Genomic DNA, 25,167 nt, shown 5'->3' with positions numbered 1-25,167 from the left:
GCGCGGCGAAGCTCCCCGTCCGGGTCATGATCGTCGAGGATTCGCCGGTGGTGAGCCGCCTCCTGGCGCATATCATCGCGCGCGACCCGCGGCTCGAGCTCGCCGCCGTCGTCGAGTCCGCCGAGGACGCGCTGCGCGAGATCCACCGCGTCCGCCCGGACGTCATCTCGATGGACATCCGCCTGCCCGGCATGGACGGGATCGAGGCGACGCGCCGCATCATGAGCGAGACGCCTACCCCGATCGTCGTCATCGCGGCCAGCGTCGAGGACGCCGCGCTCAAGATCTCGATGAACGCGCTGCGGGCGGGCGCGCTCTCGGTGGTGGAGAAGCCCGTCGGGATCTCCAACGCCGGCTACGAGGCGGCGGCCGAGAACATCTGCACGCAGCTCTACATCATGAGCCAGGTGCCGGTGATCCGCCGCCGCCTGTCGGCCGGCGCGGCGCCCGTCCGCCCGGCCGCCGCCGGCGAGGAGCCGGTCCGGGAGCGCCCGTCCATCATGGCGATCGCGGCGTCAACCGGCGGTCCGCCGGCGCTGGCTCGGATCCTCGGCGCCCTGCCGGCGTCGTTTCCGGTCCCCATCCTGCTGGTCCAGCACATGGGCGCGCCCTTCATGGCCGGCTTCGCGTCCTGGCTCGACGGCCTCACGCCGCTCTCGGTGGCGGTCGCGCGGCCGGGCGAGACGCCCGCGCCGGGCTCCGTCTACGTCGCCCCGGGCGACCGCCATCTCGCCCTGGGCGGCGACGGCGCCCTGCGGATCGGCGCCGAGCCGCCCGTCGGCGGCCAGCGCCCGTCGGCGACCACGCTGTTCCAGTCGCTCGCCGCGGTGGGTCCGCGGGCCATCGGCGTGCTGCTGACCGGCATGGGCGAGGATGGCGCGCGCGGCCTGGTGGAGATGCGCAAGGCCGGGGCCTACACGATCACCGAGGACGAGAGCACCGCGGTCGTCTACGGCATGCCGGGGGTCGCGATGCGGCTCGGCGGCTCGCGGGCCAGCCTGCCGCTGGACCTGATCGCGCCGCGGCTGCTGCGCCTCGTCGAGAGGGACGCGTGATGGCCGAGCCGGCGCGCCCCACCATCCTGCTGGTCGAGGACTCCAGGACGCAGGCCCTCAAATTCGGCCACAGTCTGGAGGGGCAGGGCTATGCGGTCGACTGGGTGGCGACCGCCGAGGAGGCGCTCGACCGCCTCAACGGCACGCTGCCGGACCTCGTCATCGCCGACTACCACCTGCCGGGCATGAACGGCGACGGGCTGGCGCGGCAGATCCGCCTGAACGTCCGCACCCGCACGATCCCGGTGATGATGCTCACGGAGGCGCGCGAGCACGGCATCGAGCGCAAGGGCCTGGAGAGCGGCGCCGACGCCTATGTGCCGAAATCCGTCGCCGAGGACATCATGGCGCTGCGCATCAAGGCGCTGCTGCGCCGCTCGGAAACGCCGCCCGCCGCGGCCGAGCCCGGCCCCGCCGTGGCGTCGCGCGACCACGGCGCGTATCGCCGTCCCACGCTGCTGGTCATCGACCCGAGCGGGCGCGAGCTCGCCTTCCTGCGCGACCTGCTCACGTCGGAAGGCTACACGGTGGAGACGGCGGCCGGCGCCGAGGGCGCGCGCGACCTTGCCGGGCGAAGCGTCCCGCTGGACGGGGTCATCCTCGGCCTGTTCCAGGGCGCGGCGGCCGACATCGCGCTCTGCAAGGCGGTGGACGCCGTCCGCACCGGCCTGGACGGCGCCGCCGACGGGCCGAGCTTCCCGATCTTCGCCGTGCAGCGCGCGACAGACCCCCGCCGGGACGGCCTCGCCGACATCTTCGCCAGCGGCGCGGACGACGTCGTCGCCGTCGACGTGGACGCCGACGTGCTCGTGGTGCGGATCCGCGCCCTCGTGCGCCGCAAGCTGGTGCGCGACGAGAACCGCCGCATCGAGCGCGAGTGGCGCGCGCAGCAGCTCGATCTCCAGCGTGCTCGGGCCGAGACGCTGGCGGCCCAGGCGCGCGCCTCGATGGCGGAGGCGCTGTCGAAGGCCAACGCCGAGCTCGAGGCCGCCAACGCCCAGCTCAAGGACGCGCAGGCCAAGCTGGTCCAGGCCGCCAAGATGGCGTCGCTGGGCGAGCTCGTCGCCGGCATCGCGCATGAGATCAACAACCCGCTCGCCTTCATCCTGGCGCACCAGTCGACCGTGGAGCGGCTGCTCGGGCAGGCCTCCGAGGAGCTCGGGCCGGAGTTCGGCGCGGCGCCGGCCATCGAAAAGGCCAAGCAGCGCGTCACCTCCATGCGGGTCGGCCTGAAGCGCATCGAGGACATCGTGGCCAATCTGCGCCGATTTTCGCGCCTGGACGAAGGCGAGTTCCAGACCGTGGACGTGCCGGCCTCGATCGAGACGGTGCTGGCCCTCCTGGCCCACAAGCTCGCGGGCGGCGTCGAGGTGATCCGGCGCTATGAGGGCGACCGCGAGCTCTACTGCTCCTCGGCCCTGCTCAACCAGGTCGTCATGAACATCGTCGGCAACGCCGCGGACGCCATGGGCGGCCACGGGACCATCCAGATCCGCACCGCCAGCGACGGCGAGACCTACACGATCGAGATCCTCGACAGCGGCCCGGGCGTACCCGAGGACCTGCGCGAGCGGATCTTCGAGCCGTTCTTCACGACCAAGCCGGTCGGCGCCGGCACCGGCCTCGGGCTGGCGATCTCGTTCAGCGTCGTCCAGGCCCACCAGGGCTCCCTCACGGTCGGCTCGGGGCCGGACGGGGGCGCGCTCTTCACCATCACGATACCCAGGCGGAACCGGTCATGAGCATGCACGAAGCCATCGCGGCCGGGCGCGGGACCATCCTGGTGGTCGACGACGAACCGGACATCCTCGTCGCCCTCGACGACCTGCTGGGGGCCGACTACGAGGTCCTGTCCAGCTCCTCGCCGGCCGACGCGCTCGAGACCCTCAGGGCCCGGCCGGACGTGCTCGTCATCGTCTCGGACGAGCGGATGCCCGGCATGATGGGGCACGCCTTCCTGCGGCAGGCCCGTGCGTTCAGCCAGGCCGAGGCCATCCTGCTCACCGGCTACGCCGATCTCCCGGCGGTGGTCGGGGCGGTGAACGAGGGCGGCATCAGCGGCTATGCGCCGAAGCCCTGGGACCCGAACGCGCTGCGCAGCATGGTGGCGGGCGCGGTCGAGCGCCGGCGCCTGAAGCTGGAGCTGCAGACCGAGCGGGCGCTGCTGCGCGGGCTCCTCGACAACATCCCGGACGCGATCGCCTTCAAGGACGCCGAGGGCCGCTTCGTGCGCCTGAACGACCGCAAGGCCGCGATGCTGGGAGCCAGCCCGACCGACTGCATCGGCCGGCGGGAGGACGACTTCGTCGACGCCGAGCGCGCCGCCGCCGTCGCGGCCGCCGAACGCGAGGTGGCCGCCACGGCCGTCGCCGCCGAGGTCACCGAGGAGGTCGCCGCCGAGGGGGGCTCGCGCTGGCGCGTGGTGACCCGCACGCCCATCATCGGCCCGACCGGCTCGGTCGACTTCATCGCCGCCATCGAGCGCGACGTCACCGAGCAGCGCAGGCTCGACGCGCGCCTGCGCCAGGCGGAGAAGATGCAGGCGCTGGGGACGCTGGCCGGCGGCGTCGCGCACGACTTCAACAACCTGCTCACCGCCGTGCTGGGGAGCATCGACCTGGCGGCGCGCCGGATCGAGGACAATCCCCGGGTCTCGCGCCTGCTGGCCAACGCCGCCTACGCGGCGCGGCGCGGCGCCAGCCTGACGCATCGGCTCCTCAGCTTCAGCCGCCAGCGCGAGCTGGAGCCCCGCGTGGTCAACCCCAACGTCGTGCTGGCCGAGATGAGCGACCTGCTGTCGCGCACGCTGGGCGGCATGGTGCAGATCGAGAAGGACTGCGAACCCGACCTATGGTCGGTGATGATCGATCCCGCGCAGCTCGAACTCGCCGTGCTCAACCTGTGCATCAACGCCCGCGACGCCATGCCGGAGGGCGGGCTGCTGACGCTCTCCACCCGCAACGTGGTGGCCGTCGATGGCGACGAGCTGTCGCTCACGCCCGGCGAATACGTGCTCCTGAGCGTGCGCGACACCGGCTCGGGCATTCCGCCCGACGTTCTGGCCCGCATCTTCGAGCCGTTCTTCACCACCAAGGAGGTCGGCAAGGGCACCGGCCTCGGCCTCTCGATGGTGTATGGCCTCGTGCAGCAGTCAGGCGGGCTGGTGGACGTCGAAACCGCCCCGGGCGCCGGGACGGTGATGAACCTCTATCTGCCGCGCAGCACGGAGGAGCCGCAGCCCGACCTCGCCGTGGAGGACGGTCCAGCCCAGGCGCGAAGCGGCGCCCGGATCCTCATCGTGGACGACGACCGGGACGTTCGCTCGGTGACGGCGCAGTTCCTGCAGGAGCTCGGCTTCGAGGTGCGGGAGGCGGTGTCGGCCGCCGAGGCGCTGCGGATTCTCGGGCAAGCCGAGCCGCCGGGCCTGGTCATCGCGGACGTCGCCATGCCGGAGATGAACGGCATCGAGCTCGCCAACCAGATGCGGGCCGACTACCCCCGGATCCCGGTGCTGCTGGTGACCGGCTATGCGGACCTGTCCGGAGCCCAGGTGGACTTCGCCATGATCCACAAGCCCTTCCAGCTGGAGGACCTGAACCAGGCGGTCAACAAACTGCTCCGGGGCCGTCCGGCCGCCGAGTGATCGCGCCAGGACGCGAAAAAGCCCCGGACCGCGAGGCCGGGGCTTGGACGCTCGTCGCGGATCGGATGATCAGATGGCCGACTGGATCCACTTGGTCAGGCCGCCCTTGGAGTCGGCGCCGACCTTCTGGGACGCGATCTTGCCGTCCTTGAACAGCAGCAGCGTGGGGATCGACCGGATGCCGAACTGGCCGGCGACGTTCGGGTTCTCGTCCACGTTCAGCTTCACGATCTTGACCTTGCCGTCCATCTCCTTGGCGATCTCCTCGAGCGCCGGGGCGATCATGCGGCAGGGGCCGCACCACTCGGCCCAGAAGTCGACGACGACCGGCTGGGATGCCTGGAGCACGTCGGCTCCGAAGCTGCTATCGGTGACTTTCTCGGTCATGGCGCCTCGCAGGATGATCGTGGGCGCGGAGGAGTCCGGCCCGGTTGTGGGGGAAGCTATGGAGCGCGACCCCCAGCGTCAAGGGATGCGTCACGCAGGCTTGATCCGCGCCAGCGCGGCGTCCAGCGCGGCGGGCGCGATCTCGTCCACTCTCGGCCCCGCCGTCCAGATCAGCAGGCAGCGGACCGGCCGGTCTGGATAGAGCCGGGCCAGGAGCGCCCGGTAGACGGCGAGCTGCGCCACATAGGTCTCGGGCGGCGCCTCTTGCGGCCCAGGGGGCGCGCCGGTCTTGAAATCCGCCACCCAGACGGCCTCGGGCGTGACCGCCAGCCGGTCGATCTGTCCGGAGACGCTCGTCGCGGGTTCGCCCGGCCTCAGCTGGAGCGATCCGGCGATGGGCGCCTCGGCCCTGCCGAGGGGGCCGAACAGCGCGGCGAGCTCCGGACGGTCGAGCACCGCCAGAACGTCGCGCACCAGGGCGTCGCGGCGCTCGGCCTCCATGGAGCCGGCGCGCGCCGCGGCGAGCCGCTCGGCCGCCAGGCGGCGCAGGGGCGGAGAGACGCCCGGCAGGGTCTCCAGCAGCGTGTGCACGATCCGACCGGCGACACGCGCGTCGCGGCCCCGCGCGCCGGCGCCGGCCCTGGCCGGCGAGGCGTCGGCCGCCTCGATGGCGCTCGACGGGCGCAGCGGCGGCCGGGCCGCCGTCTCGGCCGGAGCAGGCGCAGCCAGCCATGCGGGCGGGGGCGGCTCGGCCGCGGGCGCAAGGCCGGCGGACGCCTCCTGGCGCGGGAACGGCCGCGCCTGGCGCCGCAACACCTGGCCCGGCTCGCCCTCGGCCGGGCGGGTCTCCATCAGGGGCTCCAGCGTGGCGCGGATCATGTCGTACCAGCAGCGGTCGCCGCGGCCGTTGGCGCCCTCGAAGCCGCAGACATAGAGGCGGTCGCGGGCGCGCGTCATCGCCACGTAGAGAAGCCGGTGATACTCGTCCCGGGCGGCGTCGCGGGCGCGCTGGCGGCTGGCGCGGATCACCCGCGAATCGCATTTCTGGCTCGGCGACCAGACCGGCAGGTTCAGCTCCTTGGCGCCGTCCCGGTAGGGCGTCGCCAGGATGGGGTGGTCGTGATGGCCGTTCGGGGCCGAGCAGGTGTCGGCCATGAACACGATCGGGGCCTCCAGGCCCTTGGCGCCGTGCACCGTCATGACGCGGACCTCGCCGCGCCCGGCCTCCATGTCGCGCTTCACCGTCAGGTCGGCGGCCGACATGACGCTGAGGAAGAGCCCGAGCGAGGGCGTCTCGCGATGCTCGTGGTCCAGCGCGAGGCGCAGGAACTCGTCCACGGCGTCGCCGGCCTCGGGACCGAGCCGGGACAGCATGGCCCGGCGGCCGCCGTCCGGCCCCAGCACGGCGGCGTAGAACCCGAACGGGCCCGTCGTGGCCGCCAGCCTGCGCCAGCGGTCGAGCCGCTCGCGCGCCGGCGCGAAGCGCGGATCGATCGCCCGCTCCAGCGCAGCCGACAGGCTCCCTTGGCGGTCCGCCGCGAGGTCGTAGAGGGCGTCCTCGTCGAGGCCGAACAGGGGCGATTTCAGCACCGTCGCGAGCGTCAGGTCGTCAGCCGGCAGCAGGCAGGCCCGGCCCAGCGCCACGAGGTCCATGACGGCGATATGGCTGGTGAGGGCCAGCCGGTCGGCGCCCGCCACCGGCACGTCGGCGTCCTTCAGGGCGCGGATCACGGCCTGGAAGAAGGCGTTGCGGCTGCGCACCAGGATCAGCACGTCGCCCGGCGAGATCAGCCGCCCCGCCTCGTCGCCGACGGTGGACCAGCGCCGGACGAGGCGGGCGATCCGCCGCGCCAGGCGCACGCTGGGCGACCCCGCGTCGGGCTCGTCCAGCGGCTTCGCCCAGGCGTCCGGCTCAACGGTGACGGTCGGCGTCTCGGGATCCCAGATCTCCAGCAGCCCGGGCGCCTGCGGCCGGGCGCTCTCGTGCACGGTCCTGACCGCATCGCCCCGGTTGAGGCCGGCGAAATGCGGCTCGATGGAGAAGACGTCGTCGACCGCCCGCAGCACGTCGGGCGTCGACCGGAAGGACAGCGTGAGCGGGCGCTCCCGCCACGTCCAGCGCGCCGGCGCCTCGGCCTCCAGGGCGCGGATATGGTCGGCGAAATGCTTGCGGGCGCGGTCGAAGGCCTCCGGCGACGCCCCCTGGAAGGAGAAGATCGACTGCTTGGGATCGCCCACCGCGAACATGGTGCGGATCCGGTCGGTCTGGCCGGCGCCGGAGAAGAAGTCCTCGGTGAGCTGCGTCAGGATCCGCCACTGCGGGTCGCTGGTGTCCTGCGCCTCGTCGACCAGGATGTGGTCGATCCCCTGGTCGAGCTTGTAGAGCACCCAGGCCGCCTCGCTGCGCTGGAACAGCGCCAGCGTGCGGGCGATCAGGTCGTCGAAGTCCAGCGCGCCGCGCTGGCTCTTCTGCCCCGCGTAATGGGCCAGCACGCCGTCCGCGAGCACCAGCAGGGCGTGCGTGCGGGCGACGGCCTCCGCCGCCCGCCTCCGGTCGAGTAGCGCATGCACGCGGCCCCGCTCCGCCCGCAGCCGCTCCGCCAGCGCCGGGTGCGCCGCGCCGAACCCCTTGGTGAGGAACTTGGCGTCGGAGAAAGGCTCCTGGTCGGTCTTCTTCAGGAACGCCGCCAGATAGGCCTCGACCCGCTCGGCGCCGGCGGACTGCGCGGCGCGCCGCAGCGCGTCGGCCCGGTCCTGCTCGGTCTTGCCGAAGGCCTCCAGCGCGGCGATCACGCCCGGCCATTCGGCCGGCGCGAAGCCGCCCTCGACGATGAGGCGCTCGACGTCGGAGATCGTCTCGCCCGGCGCCAGCCCCAGCGCCTCGGCGAGCCGACCGGCCAAGGCCGCAAGGCCTTCGCGCCCCCGCCCGAAGCGCTCCAGCACCGGGCCGAGCTTCAGGGCCTCCGCCATCAGCTTGACGAAGCCGTCCTCGCCGGCGACCTCGTTGACGAGCGCCAGCGCCTGCGACAGGTCCGGATCGCCGTCCCGGACGGCGCGCGTCAGCACATGCGTCCGGGCGGCTCCCATCATCTCGGCGGCGGCGGCGTCGTCCAGCACCTCGAACCGGGCCGCCACATTGGCCTCGAACGGGAAGAGGTGCAGCACGCGCTCGCAGAAGGCGTGGATGGTCTGGACCTTCAGCCCGCCCGGCGTCTCCACCGCCCGGGCGAACAGCCGGCGCGCGCGCGACAGCCGCGCACCATCCGGCCGCTGGCCGTCCAGCGTCTCGATGGCGGCGGACAGCTCGGCGTCGTCCAGCGTCACCCAGGAGGCCAGGATGGCGAAGACGCGGTTGGCCATGTTGGCGGCCGCCGCCTTGGTGAAGGTCAGGGCCAGGATGCGGCCGGGGTCGATGTCCTCCAGCAGGAGCCGGATGATCCGCTGCGACAGCACATAGGTCTTGCCCGCCCCCGCATTGGCGGACACCCAGGCCGAGACCTTGGGGTCGGACGCCTCCAGCTGCGACAGCCGGGTGATCTCGGGGATGACGAGGCCCTCGCTCATGCGCCGCCCTCGTCGCCGTCGTCGCCCGCCAGCGACCACTCCTTCACCCGGGCGAGATGGTCGTAGGGCGCGTAGGCCTTGGCGAATTTGGGATAGGGCCGCGACACATAGGCCCGCTCCCCGGCGCGGTGCTCGGCGATGGCCTGCGTGAGCCGCGCCAGGTGGTCGAGCGCCAGCTCGTCGACGTCGATCGGGTTGCGGGCGTCGGGGATCCGCCGCTCGAAGCCGGGCTCCGCCGCCCCGGACAGCTTCACATAGGTCAGCTCCCGCGCGCGCAGCCCGGCCGGAGCGCCCGCGAAGGCGCCGAGCTTGGCCATGGCGGCCTCCAGCGTGAGCTGCGGGCTGAAGCCGACCCGCACCTCCTTCACGCCGGGAGTCGCGCCGGTCTTGAAATCCACCACCGCGAAGCCCCCGTCCGGGAGCAGCTCGATGCGGTCGGCCCGGCAGGACAGCACGAAGTCCGACCCGTCCGGCATCGGGATGACGAGCCTCGCGTCGATCTCGGCCAGCACCGCCATGCCGGGCTGGCGGCGCTGCTTCTCCCATTCGGCCACATAGGCCGCCATGCGGACGAAGCGCGGCCACCAGAAGGCCACGACGTCCAGGCGGTCGCGCAGCTCCGGGCTGTTCTGGAAGGCCTCGCGGCCGAGAGCCACGAGCTCGGCCGCGGGGTCGGCCGGCAGCGCCGTCGGATGGGCCTTGCCGAAGCGGCCCACGACCTCATGGACCAGCACGCCCTTGATGGCCGCGGAGGGCTCGCCGGCGATGTCGTCCAGCGGCTCGAGGCGCAGGACATGCTTGGCGTAGATGGCGTAGGGGTCGCGCACCAGCGTCTCGATCTCGGTGACGCTGAGCCGGGCCGGGGTCCTGTCCGCCGGCGGAATGGGCCTGGGCCGCCGCGCCGGCGACACCGCCTCGGGCCGGTCGAGCGAGCGCGCAAGGGCGAGCAGGCGCCGGCCGCCCTCCTCGCAGCGGCTCCAGGCGTCCTGGCCGGCAACCGCCTGCATGCGCTGCAGGAAGCGCGAGCGCACCGTGGGGTCGCCGCCACGCTTCAGGGCGCGCGTGACCACGACCTTGCGGGCGCCGAGCGCCTGGACGAAGTCGTGCGTCGTCTGGCCCACCCGGCGCTCCGGCGACGGCAATCCGAGGTCGCGACGCATCGGCCGGTTCAGGAAGGCGTCGGTGCGGGCCTCGGGCGGCCAGGTCTTCTCGTCGAGCCCGCCCAGCACCACGAGATCGGCGGAGAGCAGGCGCGCCTCGAGCAGGCCCCAGATCTTCAGCCTTGGGTGGCCGCCGTCGGGACGGCGGGCCACGCGCCCCGCCATCAGGCCGGAGAAGAAGGCCGGGTAGTCCGCCATGCGGCCCTCGACGCCGCTGGTCAGGGCGAGCGTGGCCTCGTCGAACATCGCGGCGAGCTCCTCGCCCGCCGGTCCCTCGAAGGCGTCGGCCTCCTCGTCCGGCCCGGCGGTCGCGACGGCGGCGACGGCCGCCGCGTGGTCGGCCGCGAGCGCGACGAGGTCGAGGCGGCCCGGACGCGGCGCGGCGAAGGGTCCGAAGGCCGCGACGAGCGCCGCGACGACCTCCCGCGCCGCGGCCCAGTCGACGTCGCGCAGGCGCTTGCGCGGCCAGGCGTGCCGCTGGTTAAGATCACGGGTCGCCGCCTCGGCGGCGTCGACGGCGGCGGCCAGCTCGGCGAGGCCCGGCCGCAGCGCGGGCGCGCGCAGCACGCCGATCTCCAGCGCGGCGCGTCCGCGCAGCACGGTCGCTCGGGCGAGGCCGAGGCGACACAAGGGATGGTCGAGCAGCGCCAGCAGGGTGACGGCCGCAAAACCCTCCGCGGCGGCCTCGGCCGCCAGCCGGGCCAGCACGCCCGGAGCGGTGCGGCCCAGCGGCATGCCGGCGGAATCGTCGAGGACGATGGACCAGCGCTTCAGCTCGGCGCAGACGCGCTCGGCCAGGGTGCGGTCGGGCGTGATCAGGGCCGCGGCGGCGTCCGGGTCCTCCAGCGCCTCGCGCAGGGCCACCGCGATGGCCTGGGCCTCCTCGCGGTCGTCGGCCGCCTCGATCACCCTCAGGTCGGCCAGGGCGGACCTGACGACGGCGTCCGAGAGGCGGCCCGTCTTGCGCGCCCACAGGTCCGTGGTCTCGGCCGGACGCAGCGCCTCCGAGAGCAGGCGCTCGCGCGCCTCCAGCGCCGGCGCGGGGCGGCCCAGCTCCTCCACCTCGTCCCGGCCGACGCCGAGATCCGCCAGCAGGCGGCACAGCAGGGCCTGCGGGTGGCCGGGATGGCCCGTCCCGAACAGGTCGTGGCGCTCCGGGATGGTCGTCCACGAGGCCTCGTCCAGGCGCTTGTCGAGGCCGGGCAGCACCACGGCGCCGCGCGGCAGCCGCGCCACCGCGCCGATCAGCGCCGCCGTCGCCGGCATGGAGCCGGTGGAGCCGGCCACGATCATGGGCGCGTCCGGCCGCTCGCGCAGCAGCCGCGCGGCCTCGCCGGTCAGGATCGTGTGGCGGCGCAGGGAGGCGTCCATGACGCCCAGTTCGGCGGCGCGCCGGGGCCAGAACTCGGCCGCAATCGCCAGGAAGTCGCGGGTGATCTTCCAGTAGGGGTCGAACCGGTCCGGCACCAGCCTGTGGATGTCGTCGACGGACTTGCCGTGGATCGCCAGGGTGTCGATGAGGGCGCCGAGGTCGCCCGCCAGCCCGAGCGCGTCGGCCGGGGACGAGGGCACGAGCAGAGGCTCGGAATCGCCCAGCTTCATCATGGCGGCGCCCACCCCGCGCGCCCAGGCGAGGATCAGGTTGGCGAGCTCGAGCCGCCGCTGCGCGTCGAGAGCCTCGGGCGGCAGCGCCGCCGCGTCATGCGCGGCCAGCGCATCCTGGGCGGAGAACGCGTCCGCGCCCGCGCCGCCGATCGCCGCGAACAGGCTGGCCTCCTCGGCGTCGTCGACGTCGCCGAGCGGCACGATGCGGGGCAGCAGAACCGCGCCCGCCTCCATGCGCTGCGCCAGCAGGGTCGCGAGCGCCCGCGCGGCGCGGCGGGTGGGCAGGAACACAGTCGCCTGCGAGAGCTGCAGCGGGTCGGAGAGATCGGGCCAGCCGGGAATGACGCGCCCGCCCAAGAGCGCGTCCGCGAGCGTCGCCAGGAAGGGCGACCCCGGCGAGATCGTGAACAGGCGGGCGGCGGCCCCGCGCATTCAGCGGGCGCTTTCCAGGATCTGTTCCTCGGCCATCGCGATCGCCTCCGGGGTCCCGACATGCAGCCACAGGCCGTCGAGGCGCAGGCCGTAGAGGCGCTCGCGCTCGGCGGCGCGGTCGAAGAGGCGGTTCAGCGAGAAGGGCCCGTCCGGCGCGCCGTCGAACAGCGCGGGCGAGAGCGCCAGCACGCCCGCATACACGAAGGGGGCGACCTGCCGCTCGGCCCGGCGGACGAGGCGTCCCTCGGGCGTCATGGCGAAGTCGCCGACGCCGTCATAGCCCGTCGAGGTCGCGGTGGCGGCGACCAGCATCAGGATGTCCATGCGGGCGGGGTCGAAGGCGTCGCCGAGCCGGGCGAGGTTCGGCCGCGGGCCGTCGATCCAGAACGAATCGGCGTTGAGCACGTAAAAGGGCCGCCGACCCAGATGCGGCAGCGCCTTCTTCACGCCGCCCCCGGAATCCAGAAGCTCGGCCCGCTCGTCGGAGATCACGATCCGGGGCGCGCTGCGGCCACGCAGATGCGCCTCCATCTGGTCGGCCCGGTAATGCACGTTGACGACGGCGGTCGTCACCCCGGCCTCGGCCAGGGGATCGAGGATGTGGTCGATCAGCGTCTTGCCGGCCACCCGCACCAGGGGCTTGGGGATGGCGTCGGTGATCGGCCGCATGCGGGTGCCGAGCCCCGCGGCGAGCACCATGGCGTGGTCAGGACGGGACGGATGGGTTGCGGAGGGCATGAGCCGAGGGGTTCCGGTCTGGGGGAGCGGAGGGCGGCTCAGGCCGACGCCTCCTGCCCGTGCGCCGCGAAGAGCGACGGCAGATTCGTCTCATACCAGACCTTCAGGTCCGACAATACCGGATGGGAGAGATCGCGCCGGATATAGCGCTCGATCCGCGGCAGGTGCCGCAGATACTGGGGCTTGCCGTCGCGCCGGTCGAGCCGGGCGAAGATGCCGAGGATCTTGGTCGCCCGCTGCGCGCCCAGCACCGCGTAGGCGCGGGCGAAGTCCCCCATGTCGAAGGCCGGGTCCGCCGACCGGCGCAGCCGCGCGTAGTGGCTGACGAGCTTCAGCTCGAGCTCCTCGGACACGTCCACCCGCGCGTCCTGCATGAGCGAGACGCAGTCATAGGCCGGATGCCCCAGGAGGGCGTCCTGGAAGTCCAGCAGCCCGACGCGCTGCACGCCCTCGCGGCGCGGCAGCCAGATCAGGTTAGGGGAGTGATAGTCGCGCAGCGTCCAGGTCGCGGGCGAGGCCACGATCGGCTCGAGCGCCTCGCGCCACAGGCGGACGAAATGGCTGCGGACCGAGCCCGAGACCTCGCTGCCCAGCACGTGCGGCACGTACCAGTCGAGCACCAGCTCGACCTCGATCAGATAGGCGTCGACGTCGAAGGGCGGAATGGCGTAGTTCGCGTCGTCGAGGATGGGCAGCGTCGTCGGCAGCTCGCGGCCATGCAGCGTCGCCAGCACCGCCGCGGCCTCGGCGTAGCGCTCCGGGATGGGGCCGTTCCGGTCGACGACAGGCTCGTCGCCGAAGTCCTCGATCAGCAGCAGGCCGACGTCGAGATTCGCGGCCAGGATCGCCGGCGCGCTCAGCCCTTCGTGGCGAAGCCCGTCCGCCAGGGCGACGAAGGGGTGCACGCTCTCGGCCAGACGGGCGATGGCGCTGTAGGGCTTGCCCATGCGCACCGGCGGGCCGTCCGGCCGGCGCGGCGAGATCATCAGGATGGCGCGCTGGTCGCCCAAGGTGAGCCGCTCATAGGCGCGGGTCGAGGCGTCGCCCTGCAGGTGCTCGCGGCGGGCGCTGGCCCAGCCGGCCTGCGCCAGAAGGTCATGGGTGGCGTGCGCCCGCTCGATGCGGGCGGCCCAGGCGCCGAGCCCGGTCAGCACGGCGCGGCGGCGCGTATCGCCCGCCGAGGCGTCGAGGCTGAGGGCGACGTCGAGCCGCTCGGTCGTCAGCAGGAAGCCGGCCCGCTCGGGCCACTCCACCAGCACGAGCGAATCCTCGGCCGCCTCCTCCCAGCCGAGCTCGGCCAGCTCGTCCGCGCCGCCGATGCGGTAGAGATCGGCGTGCACGATGGCGAAGCGCGGCCCCGCATAGCTCTGCATCAGCGTGAAGGTCGGGCTCGGCGCCTCCAGGGCGGGATCGCCGGTCAGCTCCCGGATCAGGGCGCGCGCGAAGGTCGTCTTGCCCGCGCCGAGGTCGCCCGACAGGGTGACGAGGTCGCCCGATTGCATGATGGGCGCAAGCTCGCGCGCCAGCCGCGCGGTGGCGGCCTCGTCCGGCAGGTCGATGATCCATCGCGCCTCGGGCAACGACGAGCGTCCAGGGTCGTCGACCATGACGCGGGCCTCCTCACTCCGCCGCGGCGCGCGCGGGAACACCATTCAGGGGGAACACGCAGGTCACGACCGTCCCCCGGTCCGTCTTCGATGCGATGCTGACCTTTCCGCCATGCAGCTCCACGAAGGAGCGCACGATCGACAGGCCCAGGCCGACGCCGCGATGGCGCGATCCGCCAGAATGACTCTCGAATCGGTCGAAAACCCGGTCGAGCAGTTCAGGCGGGATGCCCCGGCCCTCGTCGCGGACGCGGAACACGATCTCGGCGTCCCGGCGTTCGGCCGTCAAGGTCACGGTCTGGCCCTCACGGGAGAAGCCGACCGCATTCGAGAGCAGGTTGAACAGCACCTGCCGGACGCGCTTGCCGTCCGCCACCATGCCGCCGATCGAGTTCGGGACGTCCAGCACGAGGTTCAGCTTCAGCTCGGCGATGCGGTCCTGCACGCCGGCGACCGCCGCGTCGATCGTCTCGCGAATGTCGACCTGGCCGAGCGTCAGCGCCATCTCGCCGGTGTCGACGGTGGCGAGATCGAGGATGTCGTCGATGATGGCCATCAGGGCCGCCGACGAGCGCATGATGTGCCCGGCATATTCCTTCTGGCGCTCGTTGAGGGGCCCCACGGTCCCGTCCGCGAGGAGCTGGGTGAACCCGATCACGTTGGTGAGCGGCGAGCGCAGCTCGTAGGACACGTGGTGGACGAAGCTCTCGCGCAGCTGGCCGGCCTTCTCCAGGGCGTCGTTGCGCTCGGTCAGGGCCCGCTCGACGTTCACGGTGGCGGTGACATCCACGAAGGTGATCAGCGTGGCGCCGTCGGGCAGCGGCGCGGCGGCGCAATCCAGCACCGTTCCGTCGCGGCGCTCCATGCGCATGGAGAAGCCCTGCCGCATCTCGCTGAGGCCGGCGACCGCGCCCCGGATGGCGTTCCAGGCGTCGTCGTCCGGGTGCTGCTCGCGCGCCTGCGCCACGATGGCGTCGATGTGGGGGCGATCGGCGATCAGGCTGTTGGACAGCCGCCAAAGGCTGGCGAAAGCCGGATTGTGGAGCTTGAGGCGCCCGTCCGTTCCGAACACGGCGACGCCCTCCTTGAGGGTGTCGAGCGTCTCGCCCTGCACCCGCAGCAGGGCGTTGAACTGGGTCTTGAGCTGGAAGCGCTCGGTGACGTCGTCGAACAGATAGGTGACGCCGCCGTCCGGGTTGGGGTTGGTGACCACCCGCAGGGTGCGCCCGTCGGGCAGGTACCAGGACGTCTCGCGCGGCTCGACGGCGCGGTAGGCCTCCAGCAGGGCCTTCTTCCAGCCGCGGTAGTCGGCCTGCTCGGGCAGGCGCCGCTCGTTGCGCAGGCGGTCGAGGATCTCGCCGTCGGTGGGATGGCTGTCCAGATAGGCGGCGTCGAGCTGCCACAGGTCGCGATAGGCGGCGTTGCAGAATTTCAGCCGCTTGAGGTTGTCGAACACCGCCACGGCGGTCGGCAGCTGGTCGAGCGTGACTGCGTGGTTGTCGTTCAGGCGCGCCAGTTCGAGCCGCAGGGCCTCGCGATCCGACACGTCCGTGGCCATGCCGACGGAGCCGTCGGCGGCGGTGACGTCGAGAACCTGGAAGATCCGGCGCTGTCCGGCCGAGACCGCCGCGCACTGGCCGTCGAACTGGCCCATGCGCATCCGCGCCCGCAGAGCCTCGTCGCGCGCCTGCTTGTCGAGGAGCTCGACGCCGGCCGAGATGGCCTCCGCCGCGTCGGGCGCCTCGACGGCGCGGGCGTAGGCCTGGTTCACCCAGGCGAGCTTGCCCTCCGCGTCGCGCCGCCACAGCGGCTGCGGAATCGCGTCGAGCAGGGCCTGGAAGCTCTGCACGTCGGCGGTGGCCTGCTGGATCCGCTCGCGCAGATGCAAAAGCTCCAGCCTGTCGCCCGAGACCTCCCGGATGCGCAGGACGGCGCGGCCCATCACGGGCCTGCCCTCGGCCTCCAGGATGCGCCCCGCCGTGCTGCGCACCGTCATGCGGAAGCCTTCGCCGCGCTTCTTGAGGCGGTCCACGGCCGTTTCGATCGCCTGCGCCTGGGCGGAGGGCAGCCAGGAGCCGAAGCCCAGCACCCGGCGGGCCGCGAGGGTCTCGCCGATCACCGCAAGGTCGCCCTCGATGACGGGCTCGCCCGAATGTCCGCCCCAGGCGATGACGAGCTGCGGCTCGGCCGCCAGCAGGATGTCGGCCCTGTCGTTGCGGGCGCGCAGTTCGCCGTTCTCGGCCGCGATGGCCGCTTCCCGCTCGTGCCAGCGCCGCCATTGCGTGAGATGGATCAGGGCCGTCGTGGTGGCGAAGACCACCAGCCCCATGAAGACCGCCAGGCCGACCGCGCCATGCGGGTCGACGCGCTGGGGAAGGTTCAGGAGAGTGTCCAGAAACGTCGCGGCCGGAGCCGCCCCGCCGGCGAGCGCCAGCGTGCCGCCCGCCAGCGCGGTCGAAGCCGTCAGCCTGCGGATGTGGACGAGCAGCGTGCGCGACGATCTTCGGCGGTCACGACGGATTCCGTGCTCCTGCCGTCCATCGGCCATCCTCGCCCATCCTCTGACATTCGCGCCGACAGGCCCACGAGCCGCTGCGCGATGCGCATCGGATCGACGGGCCCGGAAGCCGCCCCACCCACCCAGGCACGCGCCGCTCGCGCCCTGGTCGATCGATTGCTCGGGCCGCCCCCAGCCCACGCGTCCGTCTTCGTCCGGTCCGCCGAATCAAGCTCACAATAGACTCGCCTCGACTCCGCCCGGAAGTGGTTAACGTCGCCTTGACGGTCACTTTCGGCGCCCCGAAACGAAACAACCCGGCCGTGTTGCGGCCGGGTCGCGGTTTCGGTGCGGAAAACTTCAGCGCTGCGGCTGAAGAACCGGTCAGTAGCGATAATGGTCCGGCTTGAACGGTCCCTGCTGGGGCAGGCCGAGATAGCTGGCCTGCTTGTCGGAGAGCTTCGTCAGCCGCACGCCGATCTTGTCCAGATGCAGCGCCGCGACCTTCTCGTCGAGGTGCTTGGGCAGCGTGTAGACCTTGCGCTCGTACTCGCCCTGCTTGGTCCAGAGTTCGATCTGGGCGAGCGTCTGGTTGGTGAACGACGCCGACATCACGAAGGACGGATGGCCCGTGGCGTTGCCGAGATTCACCAGGCGGCCCTCGGACAGCACGATGATGCGCTTGCCGTCCGCGAACTCGACCTCGTCGACCTGCGGCTTGACGTTGTGCCACTTCTGGTTGCGCAGACCGCCGATCTGGATCTCGCTGTCGAAGTGGCCGATGTTGCACACGATGGCGCGGTCCTTCATGGCCCGCATGTGGTCCACCGTGATCACGTCGACATTGCCGGTGGCGGTCACGAAGATGTCGGCGCGCGGGGCGGCGTCCTCCATGGTGACGACCTCGTAGCCCTCCATGGCGGCCTGCAGGGCGCAGATCGGGTCGACCTCCGACACCATCACGCGGCAGCCGGCGTTGCGCAGCGAGGCGGCCGAGCCTTTGCCCACGTCGCCGAAGCCCGCCACCATGGCGACCTTGCCGGCCATCATGACGTCGGTGCCGCGGCGGATGCCGTCCACCAGCGACTCGCGGCAGCCATACAGGTTGTCGAACTTCGACTTGGTGACGCTGTCGTTGACGTTGATGGCCGGGAAGAGGAGCTTGCCCTCCTTCTGCATCTGGTAGAGGCGATGCACGCCCGTGGTGGTCTCTTCGGTGACGCCCTTGATGGCCTGGCCGTTGCGCGCGTACCAGCCGGGGTGGCTCTTGAGGCGCTTCTTGATGGCCGCGAAGAGGACTTCCTCCTCCTCGTTGGTCGCGCCGTCCAGGAAGGCCACATCGCCGTTCTCGGCCCGGATGCCGAGATGGATCAGCAGCGTGGCGTCGCCGCCGTCGTCCAGGATCATGTTGGGCGTGCCGCCGTCCGACCAGTCGAAGATGTTGTGGGTGTAGTCCCAGTAGTCCTCGAGGCTCTCGCCCTTGATGGCGAAGACCGGCGTGCCCTTGGCGGCGATGGCGGCGGCGGCGTGGTCCTGGGTCGAGTAGATGTTGCACGACGCCCAGCGCACGTCGGCGCCCAGCGCCTGGAGGGTCTCGATCAGCACCGCGGTCTGGATGGTCATGTGCAGCGACCCGGCGATCCGGGCGCCCTTGAGCGGCTGCGACGGGCCGTATTCGGCGCGCGTCTTCATCAGGCCGGGCATCTCGGTCTCGGCGATCGCGATCTCCTTGCGGCCCCAGTCGGCGAGACCGATATCGGCGATGCGGTAGTCATTGAAGTGGTGAGTCATGGCTCTCGGCCCCGGTTGGTGGCGATGAAACTGTGGCGTGCTCTATAGCAGCGACGCGTCAAGGCGGCAATAAAGATATAAAGAAATCTTTATACGTCCGTGCGCGTCAGCACAGCGGCTCGACCGCGGCGTCCAGCGCCCGCACAAGATCGCCCGGGGCGAGACGGACCTGCAGGCCGCGCTGTCCGCCATTGACGAAGACGCGGGCCTGGCCGAGGCCGCCGGCGTCGACGAAGGTCCGGACCGCCTTTCTCTGGCCGAACGGGCTGATGCCGCCGACCCGGTATCCGGTCGACCTCTCGGCGTCCGCCGGTTTCATCATCTGGGCGGACTTTCCGCCCGCCGCCGCGGCGAGGCGCTTCATGCTGACCTCCCGGTCGGAAGGAACCACCACGCAGACGGGCTTGCCGTCGACCAGCGCCATCAGGGTCTTGAGCACGCAGCCGGGATCCACGCCCAGGCTCTCGGCCGCGTGCAGGCCGATCTGCGGCGCCTCAGGGTCGTAGTCGTAGCGGTGCAGATCGTAGGCCACGCCGAGCCTGTCGAGGGCGGCGGTGGCGGGCGTTCGGTTGGACATGCGCGGGCCGGGCGGATCGGGACGGGACCGCACATCTCTAGGCCCTGGCGCGTCCAGGCGTAAGCGGTACGGCGAAACCCGGATGCGGTTTGTACGAATTGTTTGCGGACCGGCCTGAACCTTATTCTGAGCATCGGCGTTCACTCGCCGCGTCCGTTCGCGGGCGCTTCCTCCCTGGACTTGGGCCGCCTCGTGCGGCCCTTTCTTTTTTCGGGCGCGCTCCCGCCGAAGCGCGCGCCGCGCATGCCGGGCGCGCTTTCCCGATCGTGACGCCGGGGCCGCGTCTGCGCTAACCCTAGGGGGGAGCGCAGGCCCGCGCTGCGCCGAGACGGAACCCGCATGCGACGCGACCACATCGACCGGAAGGCCATGGCGCTGCTGACGGCGCTCTGCGCCCTGTGGGGCGTCCAGCAGGTCACCGCCAAGATCGCCCTGGAGGGCGTCAGCCCGGTCATGCAGGCGGGCCTTCGCTCCTGCGGGTCCGCCATCCTGCTCGGCGGCTGGGCCTGGAGCCGGGGGATCCGGATCATCGGCGACGACGGCGCCTGGAAGCCCGGCCTCGTCGTGGGCGCCCTCTTCGCGCTGGAGTTCCTGCTGCTCTACCAGGGCATCGCCTGGACGACGGCGTCACGCGGCATCGTCTTTCTCTATACGGCGCCGTTCACGGTGGCGGCGGGCGCGCACTGGCTGTTTCCCCAGGAGCGGCTGGTGGGTTGGCAGCTCGTCGGGCTCTTCGCCGCCTTCGCGGGGGTGGTCCTGGCCTTCGGGGACGGGCTCGCCTCGCCGGACTGGCGCGCCCTGGCGGGCGACGCCCTGTGCTTCGGGGCGGCCGTGCTGTGGGGCCTGACAACCCTGGTGATCAAGAGCACGCGGCTCGCCTCCATCAGCGCCACCCGCACGCTCTTCTTCCAGCTCTTCGTCTCCGGCGTGGCGCTGACGCCGCTGTCGCCGCTGCTCGGCGAGCCGGGCGTGGTCAGCCTCACCCCGGCGGTGGTGGCCGCCCTGGCCTACCAGACCGTGGTGGTCGGCTTCGTCAGTTACCTGTGCTGGTTCTGGATGATCGCCACCTATCCGGCCGCGCAGCTCTCCGCCTTCACCTTCCTGACGCCGCTGCTCGGCGTGGCCGCCGGCTGGGCCTTCCTGGGCGACCCGCTACGGCCGGGCTTCGCCGGCGCGATCGGGCTCGTCTGCCTGGGGATCTGGCTCGTCAACCGAAGGCCCGCGACCGCCGCGTGAGTGGCCCATCGGACACACGGGTCCGTTCGCGGGCCGCCGCGGGCCGGTTCTTTGGCCCGGCAGGGTTGGCGGGCCCGGCCTCATTGGCTAGTCCTCGGATGATCGACGCCTCGGCCCGTCTTGCGGCCGTTCAAACCCGCGACAACCGAAAGATTCCCGTTCGATGATGGCACGCCGTTCCCTTCTCGCCCTGTTGGCGGGCGCAGCCGTGACCGGCTGCAACACCGTCGCGATGAAGTCGGGCAGGAACCCGGACCTGATGAGCGATCCGGAGCTGGCCTCCTGGTATATCGGCTATGCGCCCGACCAGCCGCATGACATCCCGCTCGTCGACCGCAGCAAGATCGCGCCCGAGTTCAACCGGCAGACCGTGTCCTACAACGGGCCCGAGAAGCCCGGCACGATCGTGGTCGATATCGACCAGCGCTTCCTCTATTTGGTCCAGCCGGGCGGAACCGCCCTGCGCTACGGCGTGGGCGTGGGCAAGCTGGGCTTCTCATGGAGCGGCGTCGCCAGCGTCGGGCGCAAGGGCGTCTGGCCGGCCTGGAGCCCGACCAAGACCATGGTCAGGATTCGCCCGAACCTGCCGAGCCACCGCGAGGGCGGCGTCGACAACCCCCTCGGCGCGCGCGCGCTCTATCTCTACCAGGGCGGCCGGGACATCCTGTTCCGCATCCACGGCACGAACGAGCCCTGGAGCATCGGCGAGCAGGTGTCGAGCGGCTGCGTGCGCATGCTGAACGAGGACGTGGTCGACCTCTACAACCGCGTCCCGGTGGGCGCGACCGTGCTGGTCAAGCGCAACGGGCACTATCGGGTCTGACCGGCTCCAAGGCGGAATCAAAAGGCCGTCCGGTCCCGCCGGGCGGCCTTTTTGTTGGGCCGGGCGCTACTCGTCTTCGCCGAAACGCCCGGCGACGAGCTGCTGGAGGGCGTCCAGCGCATCCCCGGCGTCCTGGCCGACCGCCGTCACCGTGATGGTGGTGCCGATGCCGGCGCCGAGCGTCAGGATCCCCATGATCGAGGTGCCGCCGACCGTCTCGCCGCAGCGGGTGACCTGGATCGCCGATTCGAAGCGCTCCGCGCATTGCACGAACTTCGCCGTCGCCCGGGCGTGCAGGCCCTTGCGGTTGACGATCGAGAACTCCCGCACGAGCGCGCCCTCGGGAATCGGCGCGGGCGGGCAATCGCAGTCGGGGTCGTCGATGCCGTTCATTTGCCTGCGAGGACCCGGCTGGCGACGTTGATGTATTTGCGCCCGGCCTCCTGGGCCTGGACGACGGCCTTGTCGAGGTCGCATTCGCCCCGGACGCTCGCCAGCTTGATGAGCATCGGGAGGTTGATGCCGGCCACGACTTCGGTCTTGCCGCCGTTCATGACCGAGATCGCCAGGTTGGAAGGGGTGCCGCCGAACATGTCGGTGAGGATCACCACGCCGTCTCCGGTGTCGACGGCTTCGACAGCCGACACGATGTCGCGTCGGCGCTGATCCATATCGTCGTCCGGCCCTATGGTGATCGTCTCAACCTGCTGCTGCGGGCCCACGACGTGCTCCATGGCGGCGCGAAACTCGATCGCCAGCCGCCCGTGCGTCACGAGCACCATACCGATCATGAAAACTGCTCTCCAGCGCGCTCGAAGCGCACGAAGCCCTCATTTTGTGCGATGCGGCAGGAAGTGCAACCCCCTACAATGCATCAACCGGGCTCGGGTTCCCCGGCTCATAGAGATATTGGCCGTATCCAAGAGCCAGCAACACGCGATCCGCGTCGTCAGGCCCCGCGACAATCCGCGGCAGGCATACGCCCGCCACTTCCGCCAGCAGATCAACACGTTCCGGGAATCTGTCCAGTGCTTTGACGCCACAGTCGACGACGAGCCGCAGCACCGCCGCGCTTTCGTGCGGCCCGGTCAGGATCCCTTGTCCGCGCATTTCCATCTTACCGGCGATCGAGGCCGGCGTCTTGGCGAGAACGCGCCCGCCCTTGACGCTCAGCCGCACCCGGTCGTCCGCGACCAGCGAGCCGTAGAGCCCGGCGCGGGCCGCGCCCGCCAGGAGCCTGCGGGCGAGCGTCGACTTGCCGGCGCCGGACGCGCCGCGGATCAGCACGCCCGCCTCGCCCACCACCACGCAGGTGGCGTGGGCGGCGACGTCGGGGGCGTCCCCGCCCGGCGGGCCGGCCCGCCCGGTCACGGCTGCGCGACCGGCAGCCTGACGTGGAAGCTCGCGCCCAGGCAGCGGGGCTCCTCGCCCTCGCCGGCCGGGGCGATGCGGTTCTCGGCCCAGATGCGCCCGCGATGGGCCTCGACGATCTGCCGCGAGATCGACAGGCCGAGCCCGGAGTTCTGCCCGAAGCCCTGCTCGGGCCGGTCGGTGTAGAACCGCTCGAAGATGCGCTCGAAGGCGTGGCTGGGCACGCCCGGGCCGTCGTCGTCGACCTCGATCTCCACATGGGGGCCGGCTCGCCTCACCGAGACGCGCACCACCCCGCCCGGCGGCGAGAACGACCGGGCGTTCTCGATCAGGTTGCTGACCACCTGACCCAGGCGCGAATCATGGCCCATCACCATGAAGGCGTCGCGCCCGCGCGGGTCCGGCGTCACGTCCAGCGTGATGGCGACGCCGTCGTCCCGGCGGACCCCGTTGGCCACCGAGATCACGGTCTGGAGCAGGCGCACCATGTCCACGGGCTCCGCCTCGGAGCGCGCCAGCTCGGCGTCGAGGCGCGAGGCGTCCGAGATGTCGCTGATCAGGCGGTCGAGCCGGCGCACGTCGTGCTGGATCACGGCGAGGAGGCGCCCGCGGGACTCGTCCGAGCGCGCCAGGGGCAGGGTCTCGACGGCGCTGCGCAGGGAGGTGAGCGGGTTCTTGAGCTCGTGCGCCACGTCCGCCGCGAAGGCCTCGATCGCGTCGATGCGGTTGTAGAGCGCCTTGGTCATGTCGCGCAGCGAGCCGGAGAGGTGGCCGATCTCGTCCGAACGGTCGGTGAAGTCCGGGATCTCCTCGCGTCCCTTGACGCCGCGCCGGACGCGCTCGGCGCCGGCCGAGAGCCGCCGGATTGGTCCCGCGATGGTGCCGGCGAAGAGCACCGACAGCACGATCATCACGCCGGCCGCCACGCCGAAGACGCGCAGGATGGCGAAGCGCTCGCCGGCGATGATGCCGTCGATGTCGCCGCCCTGGGTGGACAGCAGCAGCGCCCCGCGCACCGCCCGGAAGCGCTGGATCGGCACCGCCACGGAGACGATGGTCTCGCCATTGGCGTTGACCCGCACCACGCTGGCCGGCGAGCCGGTGAGCGAGCGCGACACCTCGGGCAGGTTGCGCCCGTTGGCGGCGTTGATCTCCTCGCTGAGCGGGAGGTTGCTGCGCCCGAAGGTGCGCTTCACCTGGTTCCAGGTGCGCTCCACCAGCGTCGGCTCCTCGGCGGTCGGCGGCGGCAGCTCGAAGCGCATGATGTCGCCGCGAGAATAGAGCGAGCGCGAGTCCAGGATCAGGAAGCCGTCGCGGTCGTAGATGCGCGCCCGGGTGCGGGTGGGCGTCACCAGCCGGCGCAGCAGCGGCGCGACGCGCTCGGGGTTGATGGAGAACTCCAGGGCGCTGTCGTCGCCGACCCCGACGCTCTCGCCCGCCTGCAGCTGCAGCAGCTTGTCGGGGTCGATGGTGACGGAATCGTTGTCGGCCGTCGCCGAGGCCGCCACCGCCCCGGCGATGATCTCGCCCTGGGTGAGCAGGCTCTGCACGCGCGAATCGATCAGGCCTTCGCGGAACTGGTTGAGGTAGAGGAAGCCCAGAAGCAGGGCGACCAGCCCGGCGAGGTTCAGCACCACGATGCGCCGGACCAGGCTCGACGAGCCGCGCTGGACGGCCAGGCGCGTGAGGGCGCGAGCCCTCGCCACGATGGCGGCGCCCAGGGACGGGCGGCTCGCCGGGGGCTGGGCCGGAACGAGGCGTGGGTCGGTGTGGACGGTCATGGCTCGGGCCCGGAGGCGGGCGGCGCCGGCGGGCTCAGGATTCCTTGAAACGGTAGCCGACGCCGTACAACGTCTCGATCATCTCGAAGTCGTCGTCGACCGACTTGAACTTCTTGCGCAGGCGCTTGATGTGGCTGTCGATGGTGCGGTCGTCCACATAGACCTGGTCGTCATAGGCCGCGTCCATTAGGGCGTTGCGGCTCTTCACCACGCCCGGGCGCATCGCCAGCGCCTGGAGGATGAGGAACTCCGTCACCGTCAGGGTCACAGGCTCGCCCTTCCACGTGCAGGTGTGCCGCTCGGGATCCATCTTCAAGAGCCCGCGCTCGAGCACCTTGGCGTCGCCCTCCTTGGGGGACACCGCCTCCTTGGCGCCGGCCCGGCGCAGCACCGCCTTGACGCGCTCGACCAGAAGCCGCTGCGAAAACGGCTTCCGGATGAAGTCGTCCGCGCCCATCTTCAGGCCGAACAGCTCGTCGATCTCCTCGTCCTTGGAGGTGAGGAAGATCACCGGCATGTCGGATTTCTGCCGCAACCGCCGCAGAAGCTCCATGCCGTCCATCCGGGGCATCTTGATGTCGAAGATGGCGAGGTCGGGCGGGTTCTGCTTCAGCCCGTCGAGGGCCGCCGCCCCGTCCGTATAGGTGTTGATCCTGTATCCTTCGGCCTCCAGCGCGATGGAGACGGAGGTGAGGATGTTGCGGTCGTCGTCGACGAGGGCGATGGTCGGCATGTGGAACTGTTCCCGGGCCTTTCTGACGTCAAGACGAGCAGGACGGCTTGCAAGCGCTTGACTTGCTTGGCTTGATGAGCGGCGGCGGACGCTCGCGGCCAAGCGCGGCGTAAATGTGACGCATGGCCAGAGGGTTCCCCGATTCACGGCTATGCGCTTGATGATTG

18 protein-coding genes are annotated in these 25,167 nt (G+C 71.6%); 5 read left to right on the top strand and 13 right to left on the bottom strand.

Translation table 11 applies throughout. The annotated features are described in order from the left end of the window. Positions 1-26: 26 nt before the first annotated feature. The 3 genes from cheB to ABEG18_RS25875 are packed head-to-tail and all read left to right on the top strand — an operon-like array spanning position 27 to position 4,698. Positions 27-1,055: a chemotaxis-specific protein-glutamate methyltransferase CheB gene (gene cheB, locus ABEG18_RS25885; protein WP_406858714.1), complete on the top strand. Its 1,029-nt coding sequence runs from the start codon at positions 27-29 to the stop codon at positions 1,053-1,055. Then, positions 1,055-2,797 carry an ATP-binding protein gene (locus ABEG18_RS25880; protein WP_406855900.1) on the top strand — a complete coding sequence of 581 codons (1,743 nt, stop codon included), beginning with the start codon at positions 1,055-1,057 and terminating at the stop codon, positions 2,795-2,797. Before cheB ends, ABEG18_RS25880 begins: the two co-directional genes overlap by 1 nt. Further along, positions 2,794-4,698, top strand: a complete 1,905-nt coding sequence (locus tag ABEG18_RS25875) for a response regulator (protein WP_406855899.1) — start codon at positions 2,794-2,796, stop codon at positions 4,696-4,698. Before ABEG18_RS25880 ends, ABEG18_RS25875 begins: the two co-directional genes overlap by 4 nt. A 69-nt stretch (positions 4,699-4,767) precedes the next feature. On the opposite strand, the gene trxA is transcribed toward ABEG18_RS25875, so the two are convergent. The 8 genes from trxA to ybaK all read right to left on the bottom strand — a co-directional run bounded on the left by trxA (position 4,768) and on the right by ybaK (position 19,056). Beyond that, a complete protein-coding gene (gene trxA, locus ABEG18_RS25870; RefSeq protein WP_406855898.1) occupies positions 4,768-5,085 on the bottom strand; it encodes a thioredoxin in 318 nt (105 codons plus the stop codon). A 90-nt stretch (positions 5,086-5,175) separates the two neighbouring features. Then, positions 5,176-8,649: a double-strand break repair helicase AddA gene (gene addA, locus ABEG18_RS25865; RefSeq protein ID WP_406855897.1), complete on the bottom strand. Its 3,474-nt coding sequence runs from the start codon at positions 8,647-8,649 to the stop codon at positions 5,176-5,178. Next, positions 8,646-11,846, bottom strand: a complete 3,201-nt coding sequence (gene addB / locus ABEG18_RS25860; RefSeq protein ID WP_406855896.1) for a double-strand break repair protein AddB — start codon at positions 11,844-11,846, stop codon at positions 8,646-8,648. Before addB ends, addA begins: the two co-directional genes overlap by 4 nt. Then, the gene (locus ABEG18_RS25855; protein ID WP_406855895.1) at positions 11,847-12,584 is read right to left on the bottom strand and encodes a nucleotidyltransferase family protein; all 738 of its coding nucleotides are present in this window, start codon (positions 12,582-12,584) and stop codon (positions 11,847-11,849) included. Positions 12,585-12,622: 38 nt separating this feature from the next. Continuing rightward, positions 12,623-14,191 (bottom strand): tRNA (adenosine(37)-N6)-threonylcarbamoyltransferase complex ATPase subunit type 1 TsaE, encoded by a 1,569-nt coding sequence (tsaE, locus tag ABEG18_RS25850; protein ID WP_406855894.1) that lies wholly within the window; start codon positions 14,189-14,191, stop codon positions 12,623-12,625. 13 nt (positions 14,192-14,204) lie between these two features. Further along, positions 14,205-16,739, bottom strand: coding sequence for a PAS-domain containing protein (locus tag ABEG18_RS25845; RefSeq protein WP_406855893.1), 2,535 nt, complete (start codon positions 16,737-16,739; stop codon positions 14,205-14,207). A gap of 333 nt (positions 16,740-17,072) precedes the next feature. Continuing rightward, complete coding sequence (ahcY, locus tag ABEG18_RS25840; protein ID WP_406855892.1) at positions 17,073-18,479, bottom strand: adenosylhomocysteinase; 1,407 nt, start codon at positions 18,477-18,479, stop codon at positions 17,073-17,075. A gap of 106 nt (positions 18,480-18,585) precedes the next feature. Next, positions 18,586-19,056, bottom strand: a complete 471-nt coding sequence (gene ybaK / locus ABEG18_RS25835) for a Cys-tRNA(Pro) deacylase (RefSeq protein ID WP_406855891.1) — start codon at positions 19,054-19,056, stop codon at positions 18,586-18,588. Positions 19,057-19,395: 339 nt separating this feature from the next. Between ybaK and ABEG18_RS25830 the strand changes: the two genes are divergently transcribed. Together ABEG18_RS25830 and ABEG18_RS25825 are read left to right on the top strand one after the other, a co-directional pair. Further along, positions 19,396-20,292 carry a DMT family transporter gene (locus ABEG18_RS25830; protein WP_406855890.1) on the top strand — a complete coding sequence of 299 codons (897 nt, stop codon included), beginning with the start codon at positions 19,396-19,398 and terminating at the stop codon, positions 20,290-20,292. A 232-nt stretch (positions 20,293-20,524) separates the two neighbouring features. Next, positions 20,525-21,115 carry a L,D-transpeptidase gene (locus ABEG18_RS25825; RefSeq protein ID WP_406858713.1) on the top strand — a complete coding sequence of 197 codons (591 nt, stop codon included), beginning with the start codon at positions 20,525-20,527 and terminating at the stop codon, positions 21,113-21,115. Between the two features lie 66 nt (positions 21,116-21,181). Here ABEG18_RS25825 and ABEG18_RS25820 read toward each other — a convergent pair whose 3' ends face one another. The 5 genes from ABEG18_RS25820 to ABEG18_RS25800 all read right to left on the bottom strand — a co-directional run bounded on the left by ABEG18_RS25820 (position 21,182) and on the right by ABEG18_RS25800 (position 25,000). Further along, the gene (locus ABEG18_RS25820; protein ID WP_406855889.1) at positions 21,182-21,508 is read right to left on the bottom strand and encodes an HPr family phosphocarrier protein; all 327 of its coding nucleotides are present in this window, start codon (positions 21,506-21,508) and stop codon (positions 21,182-21,184) included. Beyond that, entirely contained in the window at positions 21,505-21,906 is a 402-nt protein-coding gene (locus ABEG18_RS25815; protein WP_406855888.1) for a PTS sugar transporter subunit IIA, read from the bottom strand. The genes ABEG18_RS25820 and ABEG18_RS25815 overlap by 4 nt, the downstream gene beginning before the upstream one ends. A 73-nt stretch (positions 21,907-21,979) precedes the next feature. Beyond that, positions 21,980-22,486 (bottom strand): HPr kinase/phosphorylase, encoded by a 507-nt coding sequence (locus ABEG18_RS25810; protein WP_406855887.1) that lies wholly within the window; start codon positions 22,484-22,486, stop codon positions 21,980-21,982. Next, positions 22,483-24,267, bottom strand: a complete 1,785-nt coding sequence (locus ABEG18_RS25805; protein WP_406855886.1) for a stimulus-sensing domain-containing protein — start codon at positions 24,265-24,267, stop codon at positions 22,483-22,485. Before ABEG18_RS25805 ends, ABEG18_RS25810 begins: the two co-directional genes overlap by 4 nt. A 34-nt stretch (positions 24,268-24,301) precedes the next feature. Continuing rightward, positions 24,302-25,000, bottom strand: coding sequence for a response regulator (locus tag ABEG18_RS25800; protein WP_406855885.1), 699 nt, complete (start codon positions 24,998-25,000; stop codon positions 24,302-24,304). Positions 25,001-25,167 lie beyond the last annotated feature (167 nt).

Origin of the sequence: Alsobacter sp. KACC 23698 (assembly GCF_045348435.1) — a bacterium.
Taxonomy (GTDB): domain Bacteria; phylum Pseudomonadota; class Alphaproteobacteria; order Rhizobiales; family Beijerinckiaceae; genus Alsobacter.
The sequence above is the reverse complement of the archived record's forward strand: the minus strand, read 5'-3'. Positions and strand labels throughout refer to the sequence as shown.

Coding starts and splice junctions, on each gene's coding strand:
- cheB (WP_406858714.1), top strand. CDS start 27: ATGATCGTCGAGGATTCGCCGGTGGTGAGCCGCCTCCTGGCGCATATC.
- ABEG18_RS25880 (WP_406855900.1), top strand. CDS start 1,055: ATGGCCGAGCCGGCGCGCCCCACCATCCTGCTGGTCGAGGACTCCAGG.
- ABEG18_RS25875 (WP_406855899.1), top strand. CDS start 2,794: ATGAGCATGCACGAAGCCATCGCGGCCGGGCGCGGGACCATCCTGGTG.
- trxA (WP_406855898.1), bottom strand. CDS start 5,085: ATGACCGAGAAAGTCACCGATAGCAGCTTCGGAGCCGACGTGCTCCAG.
- addA (WP_406855897.1), bottom strand. CDS start 8,649: ATGAGCGAGGGCCTCGTCATCCCCGAGATCACCCGGCTGTCGCAGCTG.
- addB (WP_406855896.1), bottom strand. CDS start 11,846: ATGCGCGGGGCCGCCGCCCGCCTGTTCACGATCTCGCCGGGGTCGCCC.
- ABEG18_RS25855 (WP_406855895.1), bottom strand. CDS start 12,584: ATGCCCTCCGCAACCCATCCGTCCCGTCCTGACCACGCCATGGTGCTC.
- tsaE (WP_406855894.1), bottom strand. CDS start 14,191: ATGGTCGACGACCCTGGACGCTCGTCGTTGCCCGAGGCGCGATGGATC.
- ABEG18_RS25845 (WP_406855893.1), bottom strand. CDS start 16,739: ATGGCCGATGGACGGCAGGAGCACGGAATCCGTCGTGACCGCCGAAGA.
- ahcY (WP_406855892.1), bottom strand. CDS start 18,479: ATGACTCACCACTTCAATGACTACCGCATCGCCGATATCGGTCTCGCC.
- ybaK (WP_406855891.1), bottom strand. CDS start 19,056: ATGTCCAACCGAACGCCCGCCACCGCCGCCCTCGACAGGCTCGGCGTG.
- ABEG18_RS25830 (WP_406855890.1), top strand. CDS start 19,396: ATGCGACGCGACCACATCGACCGGAAGGCCATGGCGCTGCTGACGGCG.
- ABEG18_RS25825 (WP_406858713.1), top strand. CDS start 20,525: ATGAAGTCGGGCAGGAACCCGGACCTGATGAGCGATCCGGAGCTGGCC.
- ABEG18_RS25820 (WP_406855889.1), bottom strand. CDS start 21,508: ATGAACGGCATCGACGACCCCGACTGCGATTGCCCGCCCGCGCCGATT.
- ABEG18_RS25815 (WP_406855888.1), bottom strand. CDS start 21,906: ATGATCGGTATGGTGCTCGTGACGCACGGGCGGCTGGCGATCGAGTTT.
- ABEG18_RS25805 (WP_406855886.1), bottom strand. CDS start 24,267: ATGACCGTCCACACCGACCCACGCCTCGTTCCGGCCCAGCCCCCGGCG.
- ABEG18_RS25800 (WP_406855885.1), bottom strand. CDS start 25,000: ATGCCGACCATCGCCCTCGTCGACGACGACCGCAACATCCTCACCTCC.